Below are 25172 nucleotides of genomic sequence, written 5' to 3' on the forward strand. Positions count from 1 at the left end.
GACTGGCTTAGCGGCGGGACAGTTCCCGTGTGTAATCCACCAGCTCCACCAACACTCCGGGGTCGGATGTTTGCGTTTGCGCTTGCCATTTTGCGTCGGTTGCCAGCTTGTCCAGATGGGCATCCGCTGCCGGAAGTTGGGCAATCATTGCATGTTTAATCTGCTCCAGCTCTTCCAGAGAGGGTTCCGGTTTGCAGAACATATCGCAGATCGTCCGGTCTTGGATCGCCAAGGAGGCCGGCAGTGTCAAAATACCATCGCGCAAATCTTCTTCGCCGCCTCCGCCAAGACCTTCCAGCCCCTTCACATCACCAACATCATCGCAGCCGTGATAGACCATGCCAATCAGCCGCCCGAACTTGCGCAAGCTGTCATCACGGGTGGCAAGACAGGCGCAGGTTTCAAACATCGATCCCGTGTCTTCGCCCGCAATCGCTTCCCAATCAGCCACGCCCAATGGTTGGCGGCGCAACCGCCACTGCGCGCATTCGGCAACCCCCAAGCGTTTAACCAGATCAGCGAACAGGCGAATGTCATGCGGGTCTTCGGCAGACATCTCGAAGCCCTCAGCGACGATAAAGCCCGATGCCATCAGGGCCGGTAATTGGCCAAATTTGGCGTGGAGCGAGGGGATGCCGCGGCGTTCATCCGAATGATCCAGAATATCATCCACGATCAGGGTCATATTGTGCATCATTTCCAGAACTGCTGCCGAACGGATCATGGCATCCGGTATGTCCGCGCCATTCTTGCCGCCGAATTTCGCACGGTAACAGCCGAAGATCGTCAGTGGCCGGAAATATTTGGAACCTTCCACAAATTGCCATTCGAGCAATGGCTTCAAATCAGGCCCAACACGGTCGATCCAACCGTTCAGGAAGGTACGGACCCGGCCCATCTCTTCAACAAAACCGAGATCGGACACGATGCCCGCAGTCACACTATCTAATCCAGAATTCACAAATATTGCCCCATCATGTTCAATTGGATGCCTCAGCGTTTGACGCGCCAGCGGCGCTTGCGCGGGCTGATGTCATCATCATCTGACAGCGCGCGATCTTGAAAGAAGCCGGAAGCTATTTTCCCGGCTTGGCGGACCATATTGGCCCCCGCACCCAGCGGCTCACCCTGTCTGGAGGCGCTGCTTGGCCGTGGTTGCCCGCTGCATTGTTCGCTTGCGTAGCTGGCAAATTCGCCAGCAACCATCAGCAGCGCGGCACCGAGATCGATAAAATCATCGTCATCGTGGTTGGCCGGGCCAGTGGTCGCTCCGCCCTGATTACCGGTCAAGGTGCTTTGCCAGAACCAATAGGCTGTGGTCCACCAATCGTTGATGTATTGCAGCGGCAATAGCCCAAGATGCTCTGCCTGAAGAACATTCCCCAAATTTTGCAATCCCGGCTGTGCATCGGGGCTGCGTGGGCCAACCAAAGTCCACGCTTTGGCCGCATAAGCAAATGGCATAAGCGCAATTTTTGCCGCCCGCAGAGCCGAATTGCCATACGTCAGATGCTTGACCAATTTGATCGGCTGGCCGCGCACCTTGCCATTGTTTGCCGCCGCATCGAAGCGTTGGACAGCCTCGGCAGCGATAACCCCACTTTCAACAGCGCCCTCTACAGTCGCCATATCGACATTGCTGCGGCACAAATCACCGGCAAAGGCGATATTGGGCAATGTGACCGGATAGGCTGCCTCTGGCCGCCAGTCCCAGCCGCCAACCTCGTTCAGAAACAGCGCGTAATCCGCGTTGGACCGCGCATGGGTTTTCGCCCAATCGACATCGCAGTTCGGATCGCCCCATTCGCGGCCAATATCAATATCAGGATAGAACTTGATCAGTTCCTGCAACATATACCAAGACTGGTCTGCAAAATCGTGACCCGGCAGAGATTCCCCGTCTGAGGCCGCAATCACCAGAGCCGTTTTGCCGCCGAATTGGGCAGCAGGCCAAAGCTGCGCAATATCAACCACAGACAATCCGTATTTCGCCTTGGTCAGACCGATATTCTCTGGCGGGAAGCCGGGTAACTTACGCTTCAAATACAGGTCGATCACCGGAATGGGGACCGAGGTCAGTCGGCGGACTTGCGACAGGGATGGCTCGCGATCAATCAGCCTGTCACCTGCAAGATTGCTGGCACCGCCCATCACCAAATCGGTCAAGGGTGCGCCGGGTACCGCAATAATCACCTGATCGAATGTGCCGGTGCTGCCGCGGCTATTGGATCCCGCCGCACGCCAACTGACTTTGGGTTTGTCATTCAAAAGCCGCACCGCGGTAACTTCAGTCGATGTCTTGATCGCCCCGCCCAATGATGTGATCAGATTGACAATCGGCGCGATAAGCCCGTCATTCAGGCTGTTTTTCAACATATGGGCGAACGGCGCACCGTCGGGGAACGACAGCGTATGCCGGATAAAGTCTTGATAGGTGGCGGCCGATGTTCGTTCGCTGCTGGCTGACCAGATCACCTCGAGCATATAATTCTCGAGCTCCGCCACTTCCTCCGTCGTGGTGCTGCTGGAATAGAGGAACCCGTTGACGCTTTGCCGTTCCAGCTGGGCATTGCCTTCGCGATCAAACGGATGCCCCGCCAAATCGACCATCGAATAGCCGGTCAGAAACATCTCGGCAGGCGGCAAAGAACCAGATTTCAGATTTTTGAAAATAGCATCCAAAGATGTCGGGTTGAGCAGAGTTTGATACTCCGTCGCGCCTTCTGCGAGCATTTTAACACCCGCGCGCGGTTCAAAATGGGCTGAACGGTCAAGACCAAGATCATTCTCGAACAGATCCCAGAAATTGTCATACCAATCACAGAACATGTGCGGATACACATCGTGCTCGACACCATCGACCAAGGTGGATGACGTATTTCCGCCCAACCTGTCTTTCTGTTCAAACACAGTAACATCAAAGCCAGCTTTCAGCAGCTTGATTGCAGCCGTTAACCCGGCAATGCCCCCACCAACGACGGCTACCGATTTCCCCGATGCCGTGTTGATAGATGCTGAAGCTGCGACGCTTTCCGCCGCTGTCGGGTTGGTTTTCGCTGAACCGGATCGGGCTTTGCGAGCAGCTGCCTTGGACTTTGACGCTGTACGGGTTGATTTGGTGGTCACAGGCCAGTCTCCGTTTCAAAGGGGCCGTTTACTCTGGGATTTTCTTGTCCGGCGAAGGATGGCCCCAATTTGCTGGCAGCACGCACGATGTCTTTCAGCCACCCCATATGCCAGGCAGGGTCATCGCGGACGGAGTTGCGCCAGCCTTGTTGCCACAAATTCCAATCACCCACGAACCCGTCACGCGGCAACCCTCGCCCTGCGAACAGATCCATCAATGCCGCGCTTCCGCCTTGAGCAATATGTCCGAAAATGCCTTTCCATAATTGCGCGGCGATGGCGGCCGGTTGGACGTTGAGCCCGCCAAAGCCCGTCCCGGAAACGCGCGCAAATTCGCGGTCATGCTGCGCGCGTTCAAAACCCTGTTTCGTCATGCTGAGGAAGAAATCCCCGAAATGGCGATTGCGGATCATGGTCGCGTAAAAGCTGAGATAGAGCATCGAATAATCGAAATGCGCCCGAAAATCCGTTTCAAACGGCGCAAAATCTGCTTCTTCAAAGCTGCCCTTCTCCAACGCAGCGGCAATCGTGCGTGCGCCGATGATGGAGCTTTCCATTCCCTGCGTAATGCCTTCGGCAGTCATCGGATCAACAAAGCCGCCCGCATCACCCACCAGAATTCCGCCAGCGAAATGGTTGCGCGTAATTCCGCCATACATATGGACAGCCCCGCCCAACGGCTTGGTCATCATGGTTGCATTGGCGCAGCCGGGATGGCGATATTTTAGCCGGTCCAAGCTATCCCGAAAAGAACGCTGCAACGAAATATCGAACTTCTCGGTCGTCTCGCTCAACATCCCCATGCCGGCATTGGCGCGGCCACCACCCGCTGGAAAAACCCAGCCATAGCCGGGATAGTGATCCTCATCGAACCAGATGCAGGCCTCATCCTCATCCATCTCGACCCCCTCGAGATAGACGCGCTGCGAGATGCCGATATGCCGTTTGTCATCGCGGCGCAGGCCCGCATAAGCCGCAACCATAGACTGGACCCCATCCGCCCCGATAACTACCGGCGCGGTTAGCGTGCCAGCGCCATCCTTTGTTCTGGTCTGGACATGCATGATCCCGTTTTCGCGGGTGACCCCGCGCACCGTGGTGCCTTGGAACACTTTGGCCCCAGCCGCCTGCGCATTATCGAGCAGTGCAGTATCCAGATCGTGACGCGGGATAATATGCCCGTGCGGCGGTATCCCGCCCTCACCATCATAATAGGCTACATCATTTTGATAGGCGATATGCGGTCCGTAATAAGCCCGCACCTTATTGATTGCCGTCCGGCCATCCAAGCCCAGCGCGGCGCTGCACCCCATCCGTTCGATGATCCGCAAACCCGCAGGTTCAACAAAATCACCGCAGACTTTTTCACGGGGAAACTCTGCCCGTTCGACCACAGCAACATTGATACCGCGCTTAGCAAGCGCCCACGCCATAGCCGCGCCAGACGGTCCACCACCTGCAACGATGGCATCGAATTGGCCAGAAGCCCCCATATATCACCCCCATCCGGCATAGTGTCGGATTTGTTTACAATGCTGGCGAGCTATCATCGCGAAATCAAGGCAAGGCTTGTACAAATGCGTAGTTTGTCGGGGATTGTCGCGGAAATAAAAAAAGGTCCCCCAAGGCAAGCTTGGGAGACCTTTTTTATGGAGGACACGGTGGGATTGGCCGCGCTTCGCTTGGCCTTCTCCGCGAGCGGTGCTCGCTCCGATTCCGAACCCTTGGTCTCTTCAGCCTCACACGCGTCATCCACAAAAAAGGGCCCCTTTCGGGACCCTTTTTATGGAGGACACGGTGGGATTCGAACCCACGAAACGGGGTTACCGTTTACACACTTTCCAGGCGTGCGCCTTCGACCACTCGGCCACGTGTCCTCGCGCCTATCGCTTATCAGCTTTAGACAGAGGCGCGCACTAGCGGCGTGTCGGGGCTTTCGCAAGACGGATTCCTTTGCCACTATGCAATGATGATCAAACATCTTCTATTGGCCGCCGCCACTCTCTCGCTTGCAACTGCTGCTAACGGACAAGAAAACACATCTTCTCCGGCCCCTCAGCCCGCTCTTTCACCTAACGCCATTGTCGATGCGGCTGCCCCCGGTGAATGGATCACTATTCCCGCAGAAGATTTGCTGGTGATGACGCTTGCGCCAGACCGTGATGGCAATTCGCGATCTGTCATTATCCAGTTGATGCCCGCCCCCTTCAGCACAGGGTGGGTCCAGAACATCCGCACTTTCGCCCGCGCCAAATGGTATGACAGCATTTCCGTCAACCGCGTGCAGGACAATTACGTCGTCCAATGGGGTGATCCCAATTACGACAATCCAGAGGCAGAGGGTGAGGCAAAGGCGCTGCCGGATGGGCTGAAAGTGATGGAGGAAAGCCAGTACAAATTGCGCCAGCCATTTGCGATGTCCGAAGCCGCCTTTAGCGCTGCGACCAAACAAGCCGGAACTAACGCAGTCGCGGAATTCCTGGGCCCTCTGTTCCGGCCCGATCCCTATGGTGGCGGCAGTACTATTATCGCCGGTTGGCCCATCGGGGTCGACGCAGATGAAATGTGGCCCGTCCACTGTTACGGCATGATTGGCGTGGGCCGAGGATACTCACCCGATACTGGATCAGGCGCAGAACTCTACACCGTCATTGGCCATGCACCCCGCCATTTGGACCGCAATATTGCGCTGGTCGGCCGGATCGTGGAAGGGATGGAGCATCTTTCCAGCTTGCCGCGCGGATCGGGCGCGCTGGGGTTCTATACTGCCGACGAGTTTGACAAGCGCACGCCGATCCAATCGGTCCGCGTGGCCAGCGATTTGCCCGCCGCAGACCAACCCGCTTTTGAATATCTTGCGACCGAGGGCGAGACGTTTGCACGCTACGCCGATGCACGCGCCAATCGCCGCGATCCGTTCTTCATTGTGCCAGCGGGCGGCGCGGATATTTGCAACATTCCCGTGCCCGTGCGACGCACACCTAATGGCTGAAAGGCTGCAATGTACACTACCCCTCACCCGCTGGGCCGGTGATCGCGGCACCTATCATTTGGTGACTCTGACTGGTGCAGAAGCGGAGACCGTCGCTATGCATGCGATGATGGAGAAATTGGAGCTGGGCACCAAACGCGGGTTCGGCTCAGTCAAAGTCCTTGTGCGGATTGGCGATACGGAATGGAAAAGCTCTGTCTTCCCTCAGAGCAAATCCGTGCCCTCAAGCAGCAAAGCGGTAGGGCAACGAGAACGCGAATGGGTCTTGCTAATCAGCAAGAAAGTGATGCGACTGGAAGATTTGGCCGAGGGCGATGACGTTTCGTTGGCGTTGGAACTGCTTTAAATCCGTTCAGCCTGCGCCACTGCATCACTTGCCCGAAGTGCGCTGACAATGCGGGTGAGATGGGCGAGATCCTGCACTTCCAAATCTACTTCATAGACACCGAAAGGGTGCTCCGTCTGGGACAGAGTTAATGCCCGGATATTAGCCATGTTTTGCCCGAATATTCCCGCCATCTCTGCCAGCGCTCCGGGACGGTCATATAGGGTGGCTCGCAAATGCCCCACAGCCCCCTTGGACGCCTTGCCCCAGCTAAGATCGAGCCAATCTGCATCGACGCCAGTTGCCAGTTGCAAGCAATCAATGGTGTGCACTTCAACGCCCTTACCCGGGCTGCGCAAGCCAACAATCCTGTCACCCGGCACCGGATGACAACATTCGGACAAATGATAGCCTGCCCCCGGGGTCAGACCCCGGATGGAAATCGCCTTATCTTGGCGTGACCAGTCTTCGCGATCTTCCATATCGGCAGTGCAACCGGGCACGAGCGCTTCCATCACTTCGCGATCTTCCAGCTTTGCGGCCCCAACCGCATACATCAGATCGTCAGGCTCACTCATTTCGAGGCGCTTTACCGCATCCGTAATTGCCTTCTTGCCGATCTTCGCAGGTACACGGGCAGCAATGTCTTCAAACAGCTTGGTGCCGATCTCGATCACTTCCTCGCGCTCTTTCAAACGCACCGAACGGCGGATCGCAGCACGAGCCTTGCCTGTAACCACAAAACTCAGCCAGCTGAGTTGCGGTGCGGCCTTCTTGCTTTTGATAATCTCGACCACATCGCCATTATTCAGCGGCGTCCGCAGCGGCATATGGCGGCCATTGATCTTGGCACCAACGGTTTGCGCGCCCAAATCCGTATGAACAGCGAAGGCGAAATCAACCGGCGTCGACCCAACCGGCAATTGGTGCAACGCCCCCTTGGGCGTGAACGCAAAGATACGGTCCTGATAGATCGCCAGGCGTGTATGTTCGAGCAGCTCTTCCGCATCATGGCTGGCATCGACAATTTCGATCAGATCGCGCAGCCAACCCACTTGGCCATCGGGCCGGTCGCCCTGCTTATAGGCCCAATGCGCAGCCAGCCCGAACTCATTTTTCTGGTGCATATGCCGGGTGCGGATTTGCACTTCCACTCGCATGGAGTTTTCATAGATCAGCGAAGTATGAAGGCTGCGATAGCCGTTATTCTTTGGCGTCGAGATATAGTCTTTGAACTTGCCCGGAATAAACTGCCACACAGTGTGCAACACGCCCATAGCGGCATAGCAGTCCGCTTCATTTTCGGTAATCACCCGGAACGCCATAATGTCGGTGACTTGTTCAAAAGACACATGGCGTTCGGCCATTTTCTTCCAGATGGAGTAGGGATGTTTTTCCCGGCCGGTTACTTCCACTTGCAGCCCAGCCTCGGCCAGCGCTTGCTTGATGGCTAGGGCAATAGCGTCCACTTGACCGCCATCCTGCATCCGGATCTGCTCAAGCCGGCCAGTGATCGTTTTATAGGCGTCCGGCTCCAACTGCTCGAACGCGAGCTGCTGCATTTCGCGCATATATTCATACATGCCTACCCGCTCCGCCAAGGGCGCGTAAATATCCATTGTCTCGCGCGCGATGCGCAGGCGCTTTTCCGGCTTTTTGATGAAATGCAACGTACGCATATTGTGCATACGGTCTGCCAATTTAACCAACAGCACCCGGATGTCTTCTGACATCGCCAGCAAGAATTTGCGCAGATTTTCCGCCGCACGCTCATCTTCCGGCATCGCTTCAATCTTGCTGAGCTTGGTGACCCCGTCGACCAACCGCGCCACTTCTTTGCCGAAGTGTTTTTCAATATCCTCAATCGTGGCCAGCGTATCTTCGACTGTGTCGTGAAGCAGCGCTGTAATGATCGTTTCCTGATCCAGCTGTAGATCAGTCATCAACCCCGCCACCTCTACCGGATGGCTAAAATACGGATCGCCGCTGGCGCGCTTTTGCGTGCCATGCTTTTGTACGGTGTAGACATAGGCGCGGTTGAGCAGGGCCTCATCCGCATTAGGGTCATAACTAAGGACCCGCTCTACAAGTTCATATTGGCGCAGCATAAGGCGCTGATAGTGATATGTTTCCCAGCCATTGCAACGCCTTTTATACGGCGCATGACGATTTTAACCGATTGTAACCTTTCCGATCACTGTGCATCAACCGGAGAAACCGACTATTTCATCGACCGTACCTGTGGTTACCGAGTGATAGCCCGGCCGCGCTTTGGCATAGACGCGCGTCGCAATCGGCTCGCCCCACGCGCCTTGATCCATCAGAGTTTCAAACAGCGGCGCAACAAATTTGCGCCGACCAACATTGACCAGAAATTCTTCTGCGATTGGTACCACCCGTTCGTTCTGGTTTTCCAGCGCCAGCTCCAACCACAGAAACAATTCCTCATTATTGGTAGAATCGGACAGCTTGAGCGCTTCATCAAGCGCAGCCAATTCCGCCTCGTTCAACCGGCGCGGTAGGCCCGCCAGAAAACGCTGCCGCTCTGCCGATGTCCAGCCGCCCCAAGCCGCATCATTTAGCTCGCGGCTATCCGTAAACAGTTTCGCCGCCGCATCGACCTCTGCGAATGCAGCGGGGTCAGGCTTTGCGACATTGCTGGGCAGGCCCGGCTCATAGATCCATTCGCGCAGCATCAATGCCTCTGCCTCGGCTTCATCCTTCACCAGATTGGCTTCCATATCAGCCAGCATCATGGCCGATGTCGCAGGCTGGAATGCGTGATTGTCAAACCACTGCTCCAGCCACGCATCAAACCGTTCACGCCCGACAATGCTTTCTACAGTCCGCAGGAAATACGCGCCTTTATCATAGATGATCGCGCTGCCGATGGAATCCAGATTGACGGCCTGATGCAGCGATGTACCCGGCGCATCCATGCCCACTTCCGCCAAGGTTTCTTCAATATTGGCAAAGGCTAATGCGGCCTCCTGATCGGCCCGTTTCTTACCGTAAATCTCTTCAACGATCCGGTTCTCAAAATAGGATGTGACCCCTTCATTGAGCCAGCTATCAGTCCAATTGGCATTGGTGACGAGATTGCCGGACCAGCTATGGGCAAGCTCATGCGCGATAAGGCCAGTCAAGCTGCGGTCACCGGCAATGAATGTCGGCGTCAGGAAGGTCATGACCGGATTTTCCATCCCGCCATAGGGGAAGGCTGGCGGCAGAACGATCATGTCGTACCGGCCCCAACGATACGGGCCATAGAGCTTTTCAGCCGCGTCAATCATCGCCTCGGTATCAGACAGTTCAGACGCCGCTGCCTCGATCATAGACGGTTCACTCCACACGCCAGAACGCGGGCCGAGCTCCTGAAATACAATATCGCCCGCTGCAATCGCGATCAGATAGGGCGGAACCGACTTGTCCATTTCAAACGTGAAAGCGTGCTTGCCTTCGCCGGCAGCCTCCGCGTCTCCGCCGGAAAGACCAGACATCACAACGGTCAATTCTTCCGGCGCAACGATGCGCGCATCCCATGTCTGACGGATACCGGGGCTGTCCTGTGTCGGTATCCATGTGCGGTTGAGAGTCGCTTGGCCTTGGCTCAGCAAATAAGGATGTTTCTTGCCCGCAGTTTGATCCGGCGTCAGCCATTGCAGAGCTGCGGCATTGTTTGCGGAATAGGCAATCGTCACTTGCCGCGCATCACCCATTGTGATGGTCAGCGGGGCACCTTTGCCATCCTGAGCTTCGCCCGTTTCAAAGGGCAGCTCGGCACCATCCGCAGCGGTCACCGCGCTGACGACATAACCGTCTTGATCAAGGATTATGGTGTCCGCGCCCTCTGCTGCTTCGATATCCAGGGTGGCGCTGCCCGATACGCCCTGCCCTTCAAAATCCAGCTCAAGATCGAGTGACACATGGGTCACCCGTGCAATTTCCGGTTGAGCGAACGTCTGAATGTCCACCGCGTCTTCTGTTGTCAGAATAGGCGCCACTTGGGACGCATCATTGTCGGGCGCGGCAGTGCAGGCACTGACAAAAAGCAGAACAAAGGCAGCGAGAAAACGCATTGGGGGCAGCTCCGGATATTGGACGGTTTGGTCGTTAGATATGTGTTGGCGGATCAATCGCCGATGAACAAGTGCCCATCAACCTCGCGCAGTGGCGGCGGGGCGAGCAGCGCGCCGCAGCGGCCCTTTGCTTCTGCACCGCCATCCAGCGCAAACTGATAGGCGTGCCACGGGCAGGTGATCTGGCCATCGCCGTCGATTGTGGCTTGATCCAGCGGGCCCAACATATGCGGGCAGACGGCGGAATGTGCGACCCACTGATTGTCATAGTGGCGCACAACGAACCGGCCCTGTTTCATATTGGCGGGATAGGCAGCGTCCGGATCAAGCTCTGAAACCGGCCCAAGATCAAGCGTGGATGGCAGCGCAGCTTTACCGGCTTTCTTTTCATCAAGCGCGGCCTGCCGTGCGCCCATCAATGCCGCATCTTCATCATACAGGGTCTGATATTGGGCCTGTAAATATCCCAAAATCATCGCTGATTGTTCTTCGGTTTCCGGTGCTTGAGGCAGATAAAACCGAACATCGACTTCGATCTGCCGCCCGTCTGGCGTGCCTTTATCTGTGGCTTGGGTATGGATTTGCACGCCTTCGCCCGTGCCTTTCAAAACAGTCGTTGCCCAATAATGGTTCGGCTTATCGACCAACAATTCCACCACCTGTTCCCCGCCGCCAGCGGCAGGCGGTAAAGTGGTCCGGCACCGCCAGCCCCAGTCACCTTCATCGATCAAGTCAATGGAGGCAAATGACGTCGGGTGAACAAACGGAAGATGCTCCCAATCATAGGCATTTTCCATCATCCGGCTAAGGCTAACCGGAATATCGCGGACATAATTTCCAAGGTAATGGAGGCCGGAGGTGTTGTGTGTGGTCACGTCCAAACAGCTTCAGGCGGCAGGCTCATCAAAATAGCGTCAATGTTGCCGCCCGTTTTCAGGCCGAACAATGTCCCCCGGTCATAGACCAGATTGAACTCCGCATATCGGCCTCGCCATTGCAGCTGGGCCAGTTTGTCGGCATCTGAAAACTCCATCTCCATCCTGCGGCGCACGAGTTTTGGGTAGACATCCAAAAACGTCTTCCCGACATCTTGGGTAAAGGCGAAATTGCGGTCAAACGCCGCGTCGTCATCCGATTCCAAGTGGTCGTAGAAAATACCGCCGACCCCGCGATGGCAGTTTCTGTGCGGGATGTAGAAATAGTCATCCGCCCATTTCTTGAACTTCTCGTAATAGGTCGGATTATGCGCCGCGCAGGCCGCACGGAAAGCGGCATGGAATTCTTCGGTGTCCTCGTCATAGGGGATCGGCGGGTTCAGATCAGCGCCGCCGCCGAACCATGCCTTCCCGGTGGTCAAAAAACGCGTGTTCATATGCACAGCGGGGACGTGCGGGTTCGCCATATGCGCGACCAGGCTAATGCCCGTGGCGGTAAAGCCAGGGTTTTCAGCGCTTGCTCCGTTTACGCTCGCGGCGAATTCGGGCGAAAAATTACCCCGGACAGTGGAGACGTTCACACCGACTTTCTCGAACACTTTCCCCTTCATCAGGCCTTGCACACCGCCGCCGGGATCGGGATTGCCCTCTTCTTCCCTCTGCCACGGAGTGAACGCGAAACTGGCATCGCTGCCCGCCTCCCGCTCAATCGCCTCAAAAGCATTGCAGATATCTGTCCGCAGCGTTTCGAACCAGTCTTTGGCACGGGCGGTGTTCGCGGCATTATTGGCGGCTAGGTTGTTGGCAATATCACTCATGCGAACTGGCTTGCCATTATCGGTTCGCTGCGGCAAGTGAAGTGAATGGTTCCCCTTTCGTTCGCCCATCATGAATTCGCGCTGACACAGTCGGGTGCGCTCTATTGGCCGAGCGAATCCGCCCTTCTGGTGGCTGATCTTCATTTGGAGAAAGCCAGTTTCTTTGCCCAGCACGGCCAGATGATCCCGCCCTATGACAGCCGCGAGACACTGGAACGCGTTGCTACCGCGATTCGCGAAACGGGCGCGCGTCGGGTTATCACGCTGGGCGATAATTTTCATGACAGTGAAGGATCAATCCGGCTGGAGGATCACGCCGCAGGGATGCTGGCGGCGCTGACCCGCGCCGTGGATTGGGTCTGGATCACCGGCAACCACGACACTGGCTCGGACTGGCCGCATATGGAAACCCGCACCGGCGGCTCCATTGCAGAAGAGCTGGAGCTGGGCGGAATGATTCTGCGGCACGAAGCCCAACCCGGCGAGACCCGGCCTGAAATGTCGGGCCATTTCCACCCCCGCCTGCGCGTCAATATCCGCAAACGGAGCATCCGCAGGCCATGCGCGGTCGTCAGCACCGGGAAAACCGGCGGGCGGATGATACTGCCGGCTTTCGGAACATTTACCGGCGGTATGGATGCGGCAGACCCTGCCATTTTACGCGCATTACAGCCAGCGGACCGGATCGATGCGGTGCTGCCGGTGGGCGGGAAGCTGGCGCAGTTTCCGCTCTGGAAACACGCAGCGTAGCGCCAGAGTCACTTTGAATACACACACGCCAATATTCCGCCATTCCCCCCTAGCGCATCACCGGTTTACGCCCTAAGTACGGCGTATCAATTTAGTGATTCAGGAGAACACCCCATAGCCCGTCCACCTCGGCGCATGAACACCCCGCCCACCAAGAGCGGTCCGCGCTACGATAATTTCATCCAAAGCGATAAAGTTCGCGTAATCGACGACCAAGGTGAAAACCTCGGCGTTATGTACACTAACGAAGCGATTGAGCAGGCCGCAGAAGTCGGCCTTAATCTCGTTGAGGTCTCCCCTAACGCAGACCCGCCAGTGTGTAAGTTTCTCGATGTCGGCAAACACCGGTTTGAAGCGCAGAAGAAAGCCAATCTGGCGCGCAAGAGCCAGAAAACGCAAGACATCAAAGAAGTCAAAATGCGCCCCAACATCGACACGCATGATTATGATGTGAAGATGCGTAACGTTTTCAAGTTCATCGACAATGGTGACAAGGTGAAACTGACTTTGCGCTTCCGTGGCCGTGAAATGGCGCACCAGGAATTGGGCATGAACCTGCTCAAGCGGGTGCAGGATGATACCGTCGAAGTGGCTAAGGTTGAAGCATTCCCGCGCTTGGAAGGGCGCCAGATGCTGATGGTACTGTCACCGAAGTAACCTTTGCAAATATACCAGATCAGAAGGGCGCGCAGCAATGTGCGCCCTTTTTGTTGGTTGCTTGGCTTCGGAAGATCAACGGCTGTTTACAGTATCTGCCCCAACAGGCTGACGGAGAAACTGGGTTTGCTGCCGGCTTGGTTGGGGCTCATTGCGCCGGTTGGGCGAAACCGGACATGCGTGACACTGGCATCGACCGGGCTTGCCGGGATATAAGAATAATCCGTGCCGTCGACCGAAAATTCCACACTGTCAGTCGTGCTGGCCGGCCCTCCGTAAGTAAAACTAAGCCCCGATGAAACCGGCCCGTCAGTAAACACGAATGCGCCTGCACCGCTCGTCACCAACGCAACCTCCGCAGGGAAAAGATCGGTTATCACCAATGTCGAGGTGTCCACTTCCTGCCCTTGGTTTTCAACCTCCACATTATAGCGAACAATCGAACCGGGGATCGCAAAGTTAGACGAGCTGGAAGCATCAATCACGCTGGACTTGGTCGTGACCAGATCAATCACACAGCTTTCCGCCGTACCAACCGAAACTGTGGCTGTTTCCGCCACGCATTGCGAGGCACGCAGATCGAAATTGCTCGAGGACAGGTCTTGCCAGGCCCCGCCAGGAGCCCGCGCTTGAAACCCAACCGGTCCATCGCAGCAATCTTCAAAACCCAATGCCTCATACCGGTGCCAGCCCGCTGGAAGAGTGATGCTGCCTTCCAATGTCTCCCCGGTATTGGCGTAGTTACCCGCCCACCAGAGGTTGTCATTCCACTGTTCTTCCAATTCCTGGCCCGCAACATACAGGTGCCCGCCGCGCCCGAAATCACCGCCATAGCGAAATTCCCAAAGGCCAGCTGTCGCAGGGGTTACATTGAGCACGGCGCTTACGCACCATCCGAAATTAGAATTGGATCCCCCAAGCGAACGGTTATTTAGGCCAGTGACAGATGGGCGCACGCTGTTGTCCACGTCCACCGCAGCAGATTGGAAGAACGACAATGCGGTCGCAGGGCTTGTTGGATTCGCGCTTGAGATCTTACTGTGCAGCCGGACACCGACATTGGGGAAAACTGCACTGGCAGTTTCTGCCGAACCAATCGCCGTATCCCCGATGTAAATATAAACGAGTTCAGAGGTGCCGCTGGGTATGGTCGGTAAACGAACATAAATTGTCGCACTGCGCGTGGCCCCGTCCCAACCCGTGACGACAAAATCGACAGGCGTCAGATCATTGGCGCGGAAAACCCGAACATCGTTCCCAGCAGCTGTGAAAGCATAGCTCGCCGGGAAATTGGCATCGACCAAATCTATCCTAGTCTCTGATGTATGGCCTCCACCCGTTGCGGTGATGGTCACAGGAATACGGTGCCGGTGGCTGCAGCTTTGCACCGGCCATTCCGCAAAGGCCGTGCCGGGTGAGAATGCCAGACAAGCAAGTGCTGCCGTAACAGCAACAAGTACTTGCATCACAAGCCGCACAATCCCCGCTCCTTGTCTCAGGCCGACATGTATAAAACAGGCTGCTTGTGAATAACAAGTCATCGCCTTTGCCAAAACACTGCATATACAGCGGCCTTACAGTAACTTACGATACTGAACGGGAACAGGGGACTTCTGAATGAGCGCGCAAAGGGTAGGATTCGTAGTCGGGCTGGCTGCCTTCTTGATTACTGTTGTTACACCTGCGCCTGCATCCATGCCGCCAGAAGCATGGCTGGTCGCCGGTTTGGTCGTCTGGATGGCCGCATGGTGGATGACCGAGGCAATCCCGCTCACCGCCACGGCACTTCTCCCCTTTATTGTACTGCCTTTTGCCAGGGTGATGACCGCCAAAGAAACCGCGAGCGCTTATTATGCGCCCATCCTGTTCCTGATACTGGGCGGCGCCTTCATTGCACTCGCTATTGAGCGGACGGGGCTGCACCGGCGGCTGTCTCTGGCGATTCTGAAGACCGTCGGCACCGGGGGTGCAACGAGACATGGCGGGGCCAGACTGCTTCTCGCCTTCATGGTCAGTGCGGCTATTCTGTCGATGCTCATCTCCAACACATCCACTTCGCTCATCATGATGCCTATGGCGCTTGCTGTGTTGGCAGGAGGGGGGCTGGTCGCAGACGACAAGGAAGGTCTAGCCGGAGCACTGCCCATGGGAATCGCCTTTGCCGCGACTATTGGCGGGCTTGGCACAATAGTGGGATCGCCCACCAATGGCATTGCAGTTGCGCTGCTGGATTCGCTTATCGGGGTGCAAATCAGCTTTGCCGAATGGGCACTTTACGGCATTCCTATCGTGATCATTGGCGTACCGATTGCCGCGCTCATCATCGCGAAGGCCCAGAAAGTGGTCGATCATCCTTTTGATGTGGTGGCCGCCCGCAATTCGATCGAAACGCAAAGTGAATGGACCGCGCCAGAACGGCGGTTGGTCCCGCTTATTGCCATCACCTTCGGCCTTTGGATGACCGCACCGCTGCTCAAGCCTTATCTACCGGCAGGGTCGCTGACTGACGGCACGATTGCCATCGCGGCAAGTCTGTTATTATTCATCTTGCCCGATGGCACCGGCCGTAAGCTGTTGTCCTGGCAAGAAGCGGACCGCGCGCCGTGGGGCGTCATCATGATGTTCGGCGGCGGGTTGGCATTGGCAACCGGAATGGGTGCGTCTGGCCTTGCTGAATGGCTGGGCGATGCATTACTGCCACTATCGGCTGTTCCGCTCGTGATCGCGGCGCTGGCACTGGTTGCAATGGTTATCCTGATCACAGAATTCGCCAGCAATGTCGCCACGGCCAGTGCAATCATCCCCGTTGTTGCCAGCCTGACAGTGGCGATGGGGGTCGATCCGATACTCCTCGCCATGCCCGCCGCTTTGGCTGCCAGCTGGGGCTTTATGCTGCCCGCCGGAACCGGTCCCAATGCCATTGCTTGGGCAACCGGCCGGATCAAATTGCAGCGCATGGTCGGCGCGGGGCTGGTGCTCGACCTGATCGGCGTATTCTTGATTGTGGCTGCGGTTTGGGGAATGGCGGCGTTGATCGCCTGACCCGCCGCCCTTACCACATCTTGGCGACCTTCCCTTTCTGATCATGTAAGTCGCCGCCGCTAATCCGGTCCCAGAACCGTCCGCCAACGATCTGTTCCATGTCATACGTATTGACGAGATAATCCTCGATCTCACCGTCCAAACGTTCGTTCTTCATCTCGAACGTATACAGGTCCAGCTGACCCCGCTTATTTTCGGTGAGTACGCTTTTCACAAATGCATGGGGGATCGGCACGTCGATACCGAAATATTTGGAATCTGCACCGATGGTTTCGACCGCCTTGCCGAAATAGAAAATCGGGCAGGTCAGAACATAAGTCTCCAAAATACTGTCTTTGGCATCCAATTTGCGAATTTCTTCCTCCAGCTGCCGCCAAATTCTGCGGTTCAAATCCGGATGCTGGGGGGACATGTTTGATAGCAAGAACGTCTCGCTATTCTGGATATTTTGCAGGTCTTGATTGGCGCTGGCTACCAAGTGTCCGCGATCATATCCGCTGCCTTTATAGGCGCGTAAACCAGCCCTGAACCGGCGGGGAATTCGGGTATCCGCCCGGAAGTTATTGAGCCGCTCAACATCGGGAAGATCAGCCACCAATTCCCGGTTGCGATTAACAATTTCCAAGGCCCATTTTGCCTGCCGGAAATACCACGAATATCCGATAGAAGAATATCGCCCCGTCAAAATCTCGTCGCATTTTGGCGCGCCATAGCGAAGTTCCGGTTGTATCTGAAAAGGGTCATTCATTTCCATCTCCTATCACAGCAAGCCAATTTCCACGGCCATCCCGCCAATATACTATGCTTGGGCTGCCCGCTTATTGGACTATTGCGTCATGCTATCTGGACAGCAGCGACCTCCGCAGTGATCAGGATCACGCAGCATGACAATTTCCAGACCGTCATATAATTTCATTTGCAACCAGTTGATGTGCAGCAGGCGGCGCGCTAAACGATGGCGGCTTTGAAAGCTCGGGCAGATGCGTTCCTGCGGAGGTTAGGAACGGGCGGCCCACATTCATATCCGCCCCTGCCTTCCTAGGGGCGTTTGATTAGGATGCGCTATTATGCCCGATTCCACCCCCAATCCTGTCGATGCTGTTGATACGCCAACCCCGCGCCGCAAGCCAAAGCCAGAAACCAAAACGATCGGTGGCCGCGCGCTGAAACCCAGCACTTTGATGATGGGGCATGGCTATGACCCTGCCCTATCCGAAGGATCGCTCAAGGCGCCTATTTTCCTCACCTCGACATTTGCGTTTGAAAACTCCGCAGCCGGTAAACGCCATTTTGAAGGCATCACTGGCAAACGCCCCGGCGGCGCTGATGGTTTGGTCTACTCCCGCTTTAACGGGCCCAATCAGGAAATTTTGGAAGACCGACTGGCGATTTGGGACGGCGCGGAAGATGCCTTGTCATTTTCCAGCGGGATGACTGCGATTACGGTTATGATGCTTGCCTATTGCAATCAGGGCGACGTCATTGTTCATTCAGGGCCGCTATATGCCGCAACCGAAGGGTTTGTTGCGAAGGCACTCAGCAAGTTTGGCATTACCTATGTTGATTTTGCAGCCGGTGCGACGCGGGAAGAACTGGATGCCGTCCTCACCCAAGCCAAAGCGCAGGCCGAGGCGCAAGGCGGCAAAGTGGCGATGGTCTATCTCGAAAGCCCGGCCAATCCCACAAATGCTCTGGTAGATATCGAGGCAGTACGCGCCGCCCGCGATTCCATTCTGGACGCTAGCGCAACACCTATCGCGATCGACAATACGTTTCTGGGCCCTCTATGGTCTCGCCCGTTGGATCACGGCGCAGACATCGTGGTCTATTCGCTGACCAAATATGTCGGCGGCCATTCGGATCTTGTCGCAGGAAGTATCGCCGGCGCGAAGTCATGGATGGACCCCGTCCGCGCGCTGCGTAATACGATGGGCGGTATTGCCGATCCTAACACTGCCTGGATGTTGCTGCGTTCTCTGGAAACCGTGGAACTTCGGATGCAGCGCGCTGGTGAAAATGCGGCCAAAGTCTGCGCTTTCCTGAAGGATCACCCCAAAGTTGATGGCTTGGGCTATCTGGGCTTCATCGACGATCCCCGCCAGCAGGATATTTTTGACCGCCATTGCAGCGGCGCGGGCAGCACGTTCTCCCTGTTTGTGAAGGGCGGAGAGGCGGAGGCGTTTCGCTTTCTAGATGCGATGAAAATTGCCAAGCTGGCGGTTAGCCTGGGCGGGACGGAAACGCTCGCAAGCTGTCCGGCGGCCATGACGCACCTGTCCGTGCCAGACGAGCGGAAAGCTCAGCTCGGCATCACGCCCAATCTCGTACGTATTTCCATCGGTATCGAGGATCCGGATGATTTGATTGCGGATTTCGATCAAGCTCTTGCGGCAGTTTAACTCTTGACCAAAAAAACCAACATCAAAATCGGCTTTCTCGCATGTCCAGAAACCATGCCGTCCCATGCAGAACGGCGCGGCGATGCCTTTGAGCACGACCTGCAAATGGCAGCACTGCGCCCGGCCTTTGCAGAAGGCGGTATGGCGTTGGAGGAGATAGAATGGCGTGCGCCACTGGCGGGCTTCGCTGGCCATAGTGCTGTTTTGCTGGGGACCGCATGGGATTACCAAGATCACGCTGCCGAGTTTCTGGCCAAACTCGAAGCGCTGGAAAATGCCGGCATACTGGTATGCAATCCGCCATCGCTTGTCCGGTGGAACATGGACAAATCCTATCTCAAGGAATTGGCTGAACGCGGCGCGCGCACCATCCCGACCATATGGAACGAAGATCCTGACGGTACGGCAATACTCGCGGCTTTCGACCATTTCGACTGTGACAGGCTGGTGGTGAAACGCCAGATTGGTGCTGGCGGCATGGGGCAGCATCTGTTTGCGCGCGACAACCCGCCAGCCAGCGATTGGCGCATGGGGCATCCAGCAATGATGCAACCCTTCCTTCCCGCCATTCAGAATGAAGGCGAGCTATCCTTTGTCTTCATTGATGGCGAATTCAGCCACGCAATCCTGAAAACATCTGCCGCGGGTGAATACCGTATCCAGTCACTTTATGGCGGGAAGGAAGCGGAATTTTTACCGAGCGAAATGGACATAGAGGCAGCGACAGCCATCGCCAGAAAAATGCCTGGAGAAACGCCGATCTACGCCCGGATCGACATGCTCCGCGCCGATGACGGGCAGTTGATGGTGATGGAAGCAGAGGCAATCGAACCGTTTCTATACCCCGTGCAAGGCCCCGATTTGGGCAAACGGCTGGCCGCTGCTATTGCCAAGCGACTGAGTTAGAACGACTGGAACACCGCATGGCTGATCGCAAACCTGTATGTCTCGTCCTTGGTGCAGGTGCGGGAATTGGCGGCCATGTGGGCAAACGGTTCGCGCACGGTGGCTACCATGCCGTGCTTGCGCGCAGATCAGACGAAGCAGGGCTGCAGCGACTGGTCGATGACATAGAAGAAGCCGGGGGCGAAGCCAGCGGCAGGCTCCTCGATGCGTCGCTGCCCGATAGTATAGAGGATTTGGTAGCTGATGTTGAACAGGCGATAGGCCCGATTGAATGCGCCGTTTTTAATCTGGGCGCGCAGATCGGAAATCGCGACTTGGCAGATACCAGTTACAAAGCCTTTGAACTGGGGTGGAGGCTCGCCACTTTTGCGCCTTTCCGACTGGCTTCGGCACTGATGCCGCGCATGGAAAAGCGTGGGCGCGGATCGTTAATTGTTACCTCGGCCACCGCCGCAGTCAGGGGCAATGCGGGTCAACATAGTCATGCATCCGCCATGGGCGGGCGGCGAATGCTGTGCCAAACCCTCAATGCGGAGTTTGGCCCTAAGAATATTCATGTCGCGCATATTGTGGTGGATGGGCCCGTCGATGCTCCCGATACGCTGGGCAAAATGCTGGGCGAGCATTTTGAAGCGTACAAGAAGTCCAAAGGTGACGACGGGATGATTGACCCGGCAGCGGTGGCCGAAACCTATTGGCACCTTGCCCATCAACCGCGCAATTGCTGGACGCATGAAATCGACATTCGCCCGTTCAGCAATGTTGCCTGGTGGAATGACAATTGATCGGGTGACCGCACCCCGCGTCGCCCAGCGCTAAGGCAGCTTTGCGACAGCAGCTTTCAATTGGGCGTCCAAATCAGCATCGGTTAAACGGCCAGCGTCACTGTCAAACACATCATTAAAGTTCGGCACAGAAAGCGATGCCACGACATTGCCGCCAAAATGAGGGGCCGCAGTCTCCGCAAGGTTTAGCACGCGGGCTGCCCCACCTCCGCCCGGCGAAGTGGCCAGCATAACCATGGGCTTGTTGTGCCACACATCGCGGCCAACCCGCGAACACCAGTCAAACAGGTTTTTGAAAGCTGCGGAATAGAGCCCGTTATGCTCTGCAAATGAGACGATCAATCCGTCGGCATCAGCAATCCGCGCGAGGAAATCATGTGCCAATTGCGGTATGCCATCCGCCTGTTCACGGTCGTGACGGTAAATCGGCATCTCGAAATCATGGATATCGAGCGTTTCCACCTGAGCATCGCCCAGCAGACTTGCGGCGTAGGTGACCAGTTGATGATTGATAGAAACTGACGAATTGCTGGCCGCGAAGGCAAGGATGGTCTTGGACATCTTGGTTTATCCCTTCCACACGCGGCGGTCTTCGGCCTGCTTCAGCACTTCATAGGCAACCGAAATCTTCTCGAATTCTTTGGCCGCTTCCTTGTCGCCCGGATTGACATCGGGGTGCAGCCCTTTGGCTTTGATGCGGAAGGATTTCTTAATCGCATCAAAATCTGCATCAGCTTCCAATTCGAGAATTTCCAGCGCCAGCATTTCATCCTTGCTGCGCGAACCATCACCCGAACCGCCTGCCCAACCATAATGTGATGCTTCGGCATAGGCATCCGCGTCGCGTTGTTCAGTCCGCTGGCGTTCAGCGGCAGCTTCTTTGTCTAGCCCTTCGAAATAGTCCCAACCCCGATTATATTCCGCCGCATGTTTCTGGCAGAAATACCAGCGGTCCGGATTGTTCGGGGATTTTGGCGCGGGGCATAGGCCCGCCTCGCTACAGCCGTGACGATCGCATTCTTTCTGGGCAACAGCATCACGGTTTTTGCCGTAGCTGCCCCATGAAGGAAAACCCCAATTATCCTTGCGGCCACGACCGCTCACGAGGTTGCTCGGCCGGTGGTCCGGCTGGATGCAGTTTGTCCGATTGGCATGACTGCCTATCTAGCGATCATTGCAAAGTTTTGGAAGAGCGGGAACAAAGTTGCGATGTGAAATGTTGCATTGCAATAACGGATTAATATTTGCCCGCTATAACGGCCCTGCAATCTGAATTGAAAAGCATCAAATGACCAAGCAAGTTTCCTTCTCAGCCACAGTTTCCGCGCTCACCATGACAGTGTTTGCGTTGACGGTTGCCGTCGGGAATTTTCACGATGCCCGCCAAAACAATGCTGCCAGCTCTGCCGTGATCAGCATATCTGCCCACGCCGACTGATAGGGCTGGTTGGGGCGGCCGCGTAAGACCGCCCCTTCACAAAATTTAGCGGATTACAACGCTGACCGCGCGGCGGTTCTGTGCCCATGCCTGCGCATTTGATCCGGTCGCAATCGGGCGTTCTTTGCCATAGCTGACAGTGCGGATACGGCTGGCTGGAACACCCAGACTTACCAGATAGTTTTTCGCAGCATTGGCGCGGCGTTCCCCCAAAGCGAGGTTATATTCGCGTGTCCCGCGCTCGTCGCAATGCCCTTCAAGTGTGATATTCACGCTCTGATTACGGAGCAAATACTGCGCTTGGCTTTGCAAAGCTGGCACATCTTCACTGTCGATATTGTAACGATCCGTGTCGAAATAGATGACATTTTGCCCTTGAACGCCGTTCACGAAATGCTCTTGCGTACCAACAATCGGTCCGGTCGGGGTCACGGCGCTGGGATTGGTTTGGGTCGTTGGCGTCGGATCAGGCGGCAATATATCAGGCGCAGTCGTCTTACAGGCCGCCAGCGAAGCTGTTCCGGCGAGTAGTAGAATTGTCGAAAGACGGATATTCATGATGCGTCTCCTCACGCTAAAGAAATTGATATCAAACGGATTATGCGGCGCGTCAATAACGATCCACGCCCTGTATCAGTATAGGATGGAGTCTCAGTATAGGGTGGGACCTCATGGCAGGATTGGCCCCCAGGCGGGATCCGATGCGTCCACCGGAGTCGGTAATTTGCGTTCATTGCGGCCGGTCAGATCCACCTGCCACAGTCCTGTTTTCCCTGAACCGCGCTCTGTCCGGAAGAACTGCACAATCCGGCCATTGGGTGCCCAGGTTGGCGCTTCATCCTGCCAGCTATTGGTCAAATAGCGCAAACTACCGCCATTCGGGCTCATCACAGCGATCCGGAAATCGCCCGCAATATGGGTGAAGGCGATCTGGTCGCCGCGCGGGCTCCATTCGGGTGTCGCCGCGCGCCCGCCAACAAAACTAATCCGCTTCTGATTAGTGCCGTCAGAATTCATCACATAGAGCTGCTGGCTACCCGAACGGTCGCTTTCAAACACAATCTTGCTGCCATCCGGCGAATAGGAGCCACCAATATCAATACCCGGCGTATTGGTCAGACGGACACTGGGTCCGCCATTCGCCGACACGCGGTAGATGTCGGTATTGCCGGAAACAGCCATCGAATAGAGAATCCACCGGCCATCGGGCGACCAGCGCGGCGCGAAGGTGGGATTGCTGCTCTCTGTCACCAAGGTCTGACGACCGGTACCGATATCATAGATGTAGATGCGCGGATTGCCGTCAGTATAGCTGAGATACATCAGCTTGCGGTAATCGGGTGAATAGCGCGGCGTCAGTGCAGTTGATCGGCCCGTAGTGATAAAGCGGTGATTGGCCCCGTCACTATCCATAATCGCAAGGCGTTTGGTGCGGTTATCCTTCGGCCCGGTTTCCGCAATATAAGCGATCCGGCTGTCCAGAAATGGCTGTTCACCCGTCAGCCTTGAATAGACCAGATCGGCACATTTATGCGCCGCGCGGCGCCAATCGCTGGGCGGAACCACCCACCCTGCGCGCGCCATTTCGTCGCGCAAGGTGACATCATATAAATAACACCCGACTGTCAGGCGGCCATCGGAGCGCGCGCGAACATAGCCATGCACCAGCATTTCCGCACTGCGGTTGGACCATGTCGGCCAATTTGGCGCGGTGATTTGCGGGTAAGTGGGATTGGGCAACGCATCGGGGCCGATGGGCGCGAACAGGCCATTATTGCGCAGGTCGTTATAGACCACTTCGGCCAATTGCTGACCCAAGCCAGCTGTTCCGCTGCTGCTGGCCGGAGTGGCAACATCGCGGTCGGTGGCGAAGCGGGCAATTGCAATGCCCAGATCCTGCCAGTCGCTTTCATCGGTAACGCTTCCTGAAAGGCCAAAATCCTCGTCAACGGTTTCAACTGCTTCGGAAGTTGGAACAGGTGCGCCCAGATCTTGGGCCGTAGCCGGAGCAGAGAGCAGAAACGCAGGCGCAACCGCCAGAATAATTGATGCAATACGCATTATCTAAAGCCTTCTATCGAACTGCCAGTCACGGACCAGTTTCCACCTATCATAGAATTCCTCCGGCAGCTTAAACGGTGCGGCGAGTTGCACTGCACGTATGGCCACTTCCGCGTGGCGCGCCGCCTGAGCGCGGTTCGCATCGGTAATCCCGGATTGCCGCAACACGCGCGGCGTGCCTTTCAGCGAGCCATCGCGGTTCAATTCCCAAGTAAGAACAGTCACCAGCTGATCAGCATCAACTCCCTGCGGCGCGCGCCAATGCGGGCGCAATTGCCGCCGGATTGCAGACCCCAGAGCCGCCCGCTCGCTTGGCCCGAAACTGCGTGCCGGAGCGCGAGTTTCCTCGGTCGTTGCGCTGTCGCCGGAACCGGGCAAGAAATCAGCGCCGACGCGGCTTCCGCCGGAACGCCGCGTGGGTGCGGGCGGAGTGCGCGGCGGCGGGCGACTGGCCTGAGTATCAGGGCGGCGGCGCGGCGGCTGACGGGTAGCAGGCGGTGTACGCCGGGTCGTCCGCCGCGTAGTGGTTGGGGGGGACGGCGGGGCGCGGGTGGCGACCGGTTGAGGCGCGGGTGCGGGTGCGGTTTCTGCGCTATCGAGCGGTGTCGGCGGCGCGGGATCATCAGACAAAGTGGGCGCAATCGCCGCGCGGCTTTCCTGCACCGGTGTTGGCGAAGTTGCTTCCAATCCGACATCATCGGCCAGGCTGACGGTCACTGTTCGCACTGGCTCAATCACTACCGGATCAGGCTTTGCCAGCAGCACCACCAGCAATGCCCCATGCAGCAGCACGGCCGCGCCCAGACCAGCAATTTCTTCAGTTCGGAGCCTGTGCCCTGATGTGGAATGAGTCGCCATA

The 25172-nt window shown here is 56.5% G+C and carries 22 protein-coding genes, 1 tRNA gene and 1 pseudogene; 9 read left to right on the plus strand and 15 right to left on the minus strand.

Annotation, left to right across the window (positions count from 1 at the left end; genetic code table 11):
• Window positions 1–7 precede the first annotated feature (7 nt).
• The 4 genes and pseudogenes from HKD42_RS08680 to HKD42_RS08695 form a co-directional block, all read right to left on the minus strand.
• The gene (locus HKD42_RS08680) at window positions 8–961 is read right to left on the minus strand and encodes a polyprenyl synthetase family protein (protein ID WP_170012512.1); all 954 of its coding nucleotides are present in this window, start codon (window positions 959–961) and stop codon (window positions 8–10) included.
• Between the two features lie 32 nt (window positions 962–993).
• Window positions 994–2997 (minus strand): annotated as a pseudogene (locus HKD42_RS08685) (FAD-dependent oxidoreductase); the annotation flags it as partial.
• A gap of 125 nt (window positions 2998–3122) precedes the next feature.
• A complete protein-coding gene (locus tag HKD42_RS08690; protein ID WP_170012516.1) occupies window positions 3123–4619 on the minus strand; it encodes an NAD(P)/FAD-dependent oxidoreductase in 1497 nt (498 codons plus the stop codon).
• A 293-nt stretch (window positions 4620–4912) separates the two neighbouring features.
• Window positions 4913–5003 (minus strand) — tRNA-Ser (locus HKD42_RS08695).
• 92 nt (window positions 5004–5095) lie between these two features.
• Between HKD42_RS08695 and HKD42_RS08700 the strand changes: the two genes are divergently transcribed.
• On the plus strand, window positions 5096–6118 hold the full coding sequence (locus HKD42_RS08700) for a peptidylprolyl isomerase (RefSeq protein ID WP_170013977.1): 1023 nt from the start codon (window positions 5096–5098) through the stop codon (window positions 6116–6118).
• Window positions 6111–6464, plus strand: a complete 354-nt coding sequence (locus HKD42_RS08705; RefSeq protein ID WP_170012518.1) for a DUF1905 domain-containing protein — start codon at window positions 6111–6113, stop codon at window positions 6462–6464. The genes HKD42_RS08700 and HKD42_RS08705 overlap by 8 nt, the downstream gene beginning before the upstream one ends.
• On the opposite strand, the gene HKD42_RS08710 is transcribed toward HKD42_RS08705, so the two are convergent.
• The 4 genes from HKD42_RS08710 to hemF form a co-directional block, all read right to left on the minus strand.
• Complete coding sequence (locus HKD42_RS08710; protein WP_170012520.1) at window positions 6461–8551, minus strand: RelA/SpoT family protein; 2091 nt, start codon at window positions 8549–8551, stop codon at window positions 6461–6463. The two genes, HKD42_RS08705 and HKD42_RS08710, sit on opposite strands and share 4 nt — an antisense overlap.
• Before the next feature lie 96 nt (window positions 8552–8647).
• Window positions 8648–10522, minus strand: a complete 1875-nt coding sequence (locus HKD42_RS08715; RefSeq protein ID WP_170012522.1) for a M1 family metallopeptidase — start codon at window positions 10520–10522, stop codon at window positions 8648–8650.
• Window positions 10523–10575: 53 nt separating this feature from the next.
• Window positions 10576–11397, minus strand: a complete 822-nt coding sequence (locus HKD42_RS13450) for a Rieske 2Fe-2S domain-containing protein (protein WP_170012524.1) — start codon at window positions 11395–11397, stop codon at window positions 10576–10578.
• Complete coding sequence (hemF, locus tag HKD42_RS08725; RefSeq protein WP_170012526.1) at window positions 11394–12275, minus strand: oxygen-dependent coproporphyrinogen oxidase; 882 nt, start codon at window positions 12273–12275, stop codon at window positions 11394–11396. Before hemF ends, HKD42_RS13450 begins: the two co-directional genes overlap by 4 nt.
• 45 nt (window positions 12276–12320) lie before the next feature.
• Here hemF and pdeM point away from each other — a divergent pair, with 45 nt between their 5' ends.
• Together pdeM and infC are read left to right on the plus strand one after the other, a co-directional pair.
• Window positions 12321–13025 (plus strand): ligase-associated DNA damage response endonuclease PdeM, encoded by a 705-nt coding sequence (gene pdeM, locus HKD42_RS08730; protein WP_170012528.1) that lies wholly within the window; start codon window positions 12321–12323, stop codon window positions 13023–13025.
• Between the two features lie 135 nt (window positions 13026–13160).
• Window positions 13161–13682 carry a translation initiation factor IF-3 gene (infC, locus tag HKD42_RS08735; RefSeq protein WP_170012530.1) on the plus strand — a complete coding sequence of 174 codons (522 nt, stop codon included), beginning with the start codon at window positions 13161–13163 and terminating at the stop codon, window positions 13680–13682.
• An 86-nt stretch (window positions 13683–13768) separates the two neighbouring features.
• On the opposite strand, the gene HKD42_RS08740 is transcribed toward infC, so the two are convergent.
• The gene (locus tag HKD42_RS08740) at window positions 13769–15160 is read right to left on the minus strand and encodes a CCXG family PEP-CTERM protein (RefSeq protein ID WP_170012532.1); all 1392 of its coding nucleotides are present in this window, start codon (window positions 15158–15160) and stop codon (window positions 13769–13771) included.
• A 139-nt stretch (window positions 15161–15299) separates the two neighbouring features.
• Between HKD42_RS08740 and HKD42_RS08745 the strand changes: the two genes are divergently transcribed.
• Window positions 15300–16724: an SLC13 family permease gene (locus HKD42_RS08745; protein WP_170012534.1), complete on the plus strand. Its 1425-nt coding sequence runs from the start codon at window positions 15300–15302 to the stop codon at window positions 16722–16724.
• Between the two features lie 10 nt (window positions 16725–16734).
• Here HKD42_RS08745 and HKD42_RS08750 read toward each other — a convergent pair whose 3' ends face one another.
• Window positions 16735–17472: a DNA/RNA non-specific endonuclease gene (locus tag HKD42_RS08750; protein WP_170012536.1), complete on the minus strand. Its 738-nt coding sequence runs from the start codon at window positions 17470–17472 to the stop codon at window positions 16735–16737.
• 319 nt (window positions 17473–17791) lie between these two features.
• Here HKD42_RS08750 and HKD42_RS08755 point away from each other — a divergent pair, with 319 nt between their 5' ends.
• The 3 genes from HKD42_RS08755 to HKD42_RS08765 are packed head-to-tail and all read left to right on the plus strand — an operon-like array spanning window position 17792 to window position 20814.
• A complete protein-coding gene (locus HKD42_RS08755; RefSeq protein WP_170012538.1) occupies window positions 17792–19123 on the plus strand; it encodes a cystathionine gamma-synthase family protein in 1332 nt (443 codons plus the stop codon).
• Between the two features lie 3 nt (window positions 19124–19126).
• Window positions 19127–20029, plus strand: coding sequence for an ATP-grasp domain-containing protein (locus HKD42_RS08760; protein WP_246236935.1), 903 nt, complete (start codon window positions 19127–19129; stop codon window positions 20027–20029).
• Between the two features lie 17 nt (window positions 20030–20046).
• Complete coding sequence (locus HKD42_RS08765) at window positions 20047–20814, plus strand: SDR family NAD(P)-dependent oxidoreductase (RefSeq protein ID WP_170012540.1); 768 nt, start codon at window positions 20047–20049, stop codon at window positions 20812–20814.
• Window positions 20815–20844: 30 nt separating this feature from the next.
• Here HKD42_RS08765 and HKD42_RS08770 read toward each other — a convergent pair whose 3' ends face one another.
• Window positions 20845–21375, minus strand: a complete 531-nt coding sequence (locus HKD42_RS08770) for an NADPH-dependent FMN reductase (protein ID WP_170012542.1) — start codon at window positions 21373–21375, stop codon at window positions 20845–20847.
• Between the two features lie 6 nt (window positions 21376–21381).
• Entirely contained in the window at window positions 21382–21918 is a 537-nt protein-coding gene (locus HKD42_RS08775) for a DnaJ domain-containing protein (RefSeq protein WP_170012544.1), read from the minus strand.
• 184 nt (window positions 21919–22102) lie between these two features.
• Here HKD42_RS08775 and HKD42_RS08780 point away from each other — a divergent pair, with 184 nt between their 5' ends.
• Window positions 22103–22252 (plus strand): hypothetical protein, encoded by a 150-nt coding sequence (locus HKD42_RS08780; RefSeq protein ID WP_170012546.1) that lies wholly within the window; start codon window positions 22103–22105, stop codon window positions 22250–22252.
• Window positions 22253–22297: 45 nt separating this feature from the next.
• On the opposite strand, the gene pal is transcribed toward HKD42_RS08780, so the two are convergent.
• From pal to HKD42_RS08795, 3 genes are all read right to left on the minus strand, one after another.
• Entirely contained in the window at window positions 22298–22810 is a 513-nt protein-coding gene (gene pal / locus HKD42_RS08785; protein WP_170012548.1) for a peptidoglycan-associated lipoprotein Pal, read from the minus strand.
• A gap of 111 nt (window positions 22811–22921) precedes the next feature.
• Window positions 22922–24313 carry a Tol-Pal system beta propeller repeat protein TolB gene (tolB, locus tag HKD42_RS08790; protein ID WP_170012550.1) on the minus strand — a complete coding sequence of 464 codons (1392 nt, stop codon included), beginning with the start codon at window positions 24311–24313 and terminating at the stop codon, window positions 22922–22924.
• A gap of 3 nt (window positions 24314–24316) precedes the next feature.
• Window positions 24317–25171, minus strand: a complete 855-nt coding sequence (locus HKD42_RS08795) for an energy transducer TonB (RefSeq protein ID WP_170012552.1) — start codon at window positions 25169–25171, stop codon at window positions 24317–24319.
• Window position 25172 lies beyond the last annotated feature (1 nt).

The sequence above is a fragment of the Pontixanthobacter rizhaonensis genome (assembly GCF_012972675.1).
Lineage (GTDB): Bacteria > Pseudomonadota > Alphaproteobacteria > Sphingomonadales > Sphingomonadaceae > Pontixanthobacter > Pontixanthobacter rizhaonensis.

Bases quoted from the DNA above. Each gene is read 5' to 3' on its own strand.
- HKD42_RS08780 (WP_170012546.1), top strand. From the start codon at position 22,103: ATGACCAAGCAAGTTTCCTTCTCAGCCACAGTTTCCGCGCTCACCATG.
- HKD42_RS08710 (WP_170012520.1), bottom strand. From the start codon at position 8,551: ATGCTGCGCCAATATGAACTTGTAGAGCGGGTCCTTAGTTATGACCCT.
- HKD42_RS08795 (WP_170012552.1), bottom strand. From the start codon at position 25,171: ATGGCGACTCATTCCACATCAGGGCACAGGCTCCGAACTGAAGAAATT.
- HKD42_RS08770 (WP_170012542.1), bottom strand. From the start codon at position 21,375: ATGTCCAAGACCATCCTTGCCTTCGCGGCCAGCAATTCGTCAGTTTCT.
- hemF (WP_170012526.1), bottom strand. From the start codon at position 12,275: ATGAGTGATATTGCCAACAACCTAGCCGCCAATAATGCCGCGAACACC.
- HKD42_RS08715 (WP_170012522.1), bottom strand. From the start codon at position 10,522: ATGCGTTTTCTCGCTGCCTTTGTTCTGCTTTTTGTCAGTGCCTGCACT.
- HKD42_RS08750 (WP_170012536.1), bottom strand. From the start codon at position 17,472: ATGAATGACCCTTTTCAGATACAACCGGAACTTCGCTATGGCGCGCCA.
- HKD42_RS08700 (WP_170013977.1), top strand. From the start codon at position 5,096: ATGATCAAACATCTTCTATTGGCCGCCGCCACTCTCTCGCTTGCAACT.
- HKD42_RS08745 (WP_170012534.1), top strand. From the start codon at position 15,300: ATGAGCGCGCAAAGGGTAGGATTCGTAGTCGGGCTGGCTGCCTTCTTG.
- pdeM (WP_170012528.1), top strand. From the start codon at position 12,321: ATGGTTCCCCTTTCGTTCGCCCATCATGAATTCGCGCTGACACAGTCG.
- HKD42_RS08755 (WP_170012538.1), top strand. From the start codon at position 17,792: ATGCCCGATTCCACCCCCAATCCTGTCGATGCTGTTGATACGCCAACC.
- pal (WP_170012548.1), bottom strand. From the start codon at position 22,810: ATGAATATCCGTCTTTCGACAATTCTACTACTCGCCGGAACAGCTTCG.
- HKD42_RS08705 (WP_170012518.1), top strand. From the start codon at position 6,111: ATGGCTGAAAGGCTGCAATGTACACTACCCCTCACCCGCTGGGCCGGT.
- tolB (WP_170012550.1), bottom strand. From the start codon at position 24,313: ATGCGTATTGCATCAATTATTCTGGCGGTTGCGCCTGCGTTTCTGCTC.
- HKD42_RS08690 (WP_170012516.1), bottom strand. From the start codon at position 4,619: ATGGGGGCTTCTGGCCAATTCGATGCCATCGTTGCAGGTGGTGGACCG.
- HKD42_RS08765 (WP_170012540.1), top strand. From the start codon at position 20,047: ATGGCTGATCGCAAACCTGTATGTCTCGTCCTTGGTGCAGGTGCGGGA.
- infC (WP_170012530.1), top strand. From the start codon at position 13,161: ATGAACACCCCGCCCACCAAGAGCGGTCCGCGCTACGATAATTTCATC.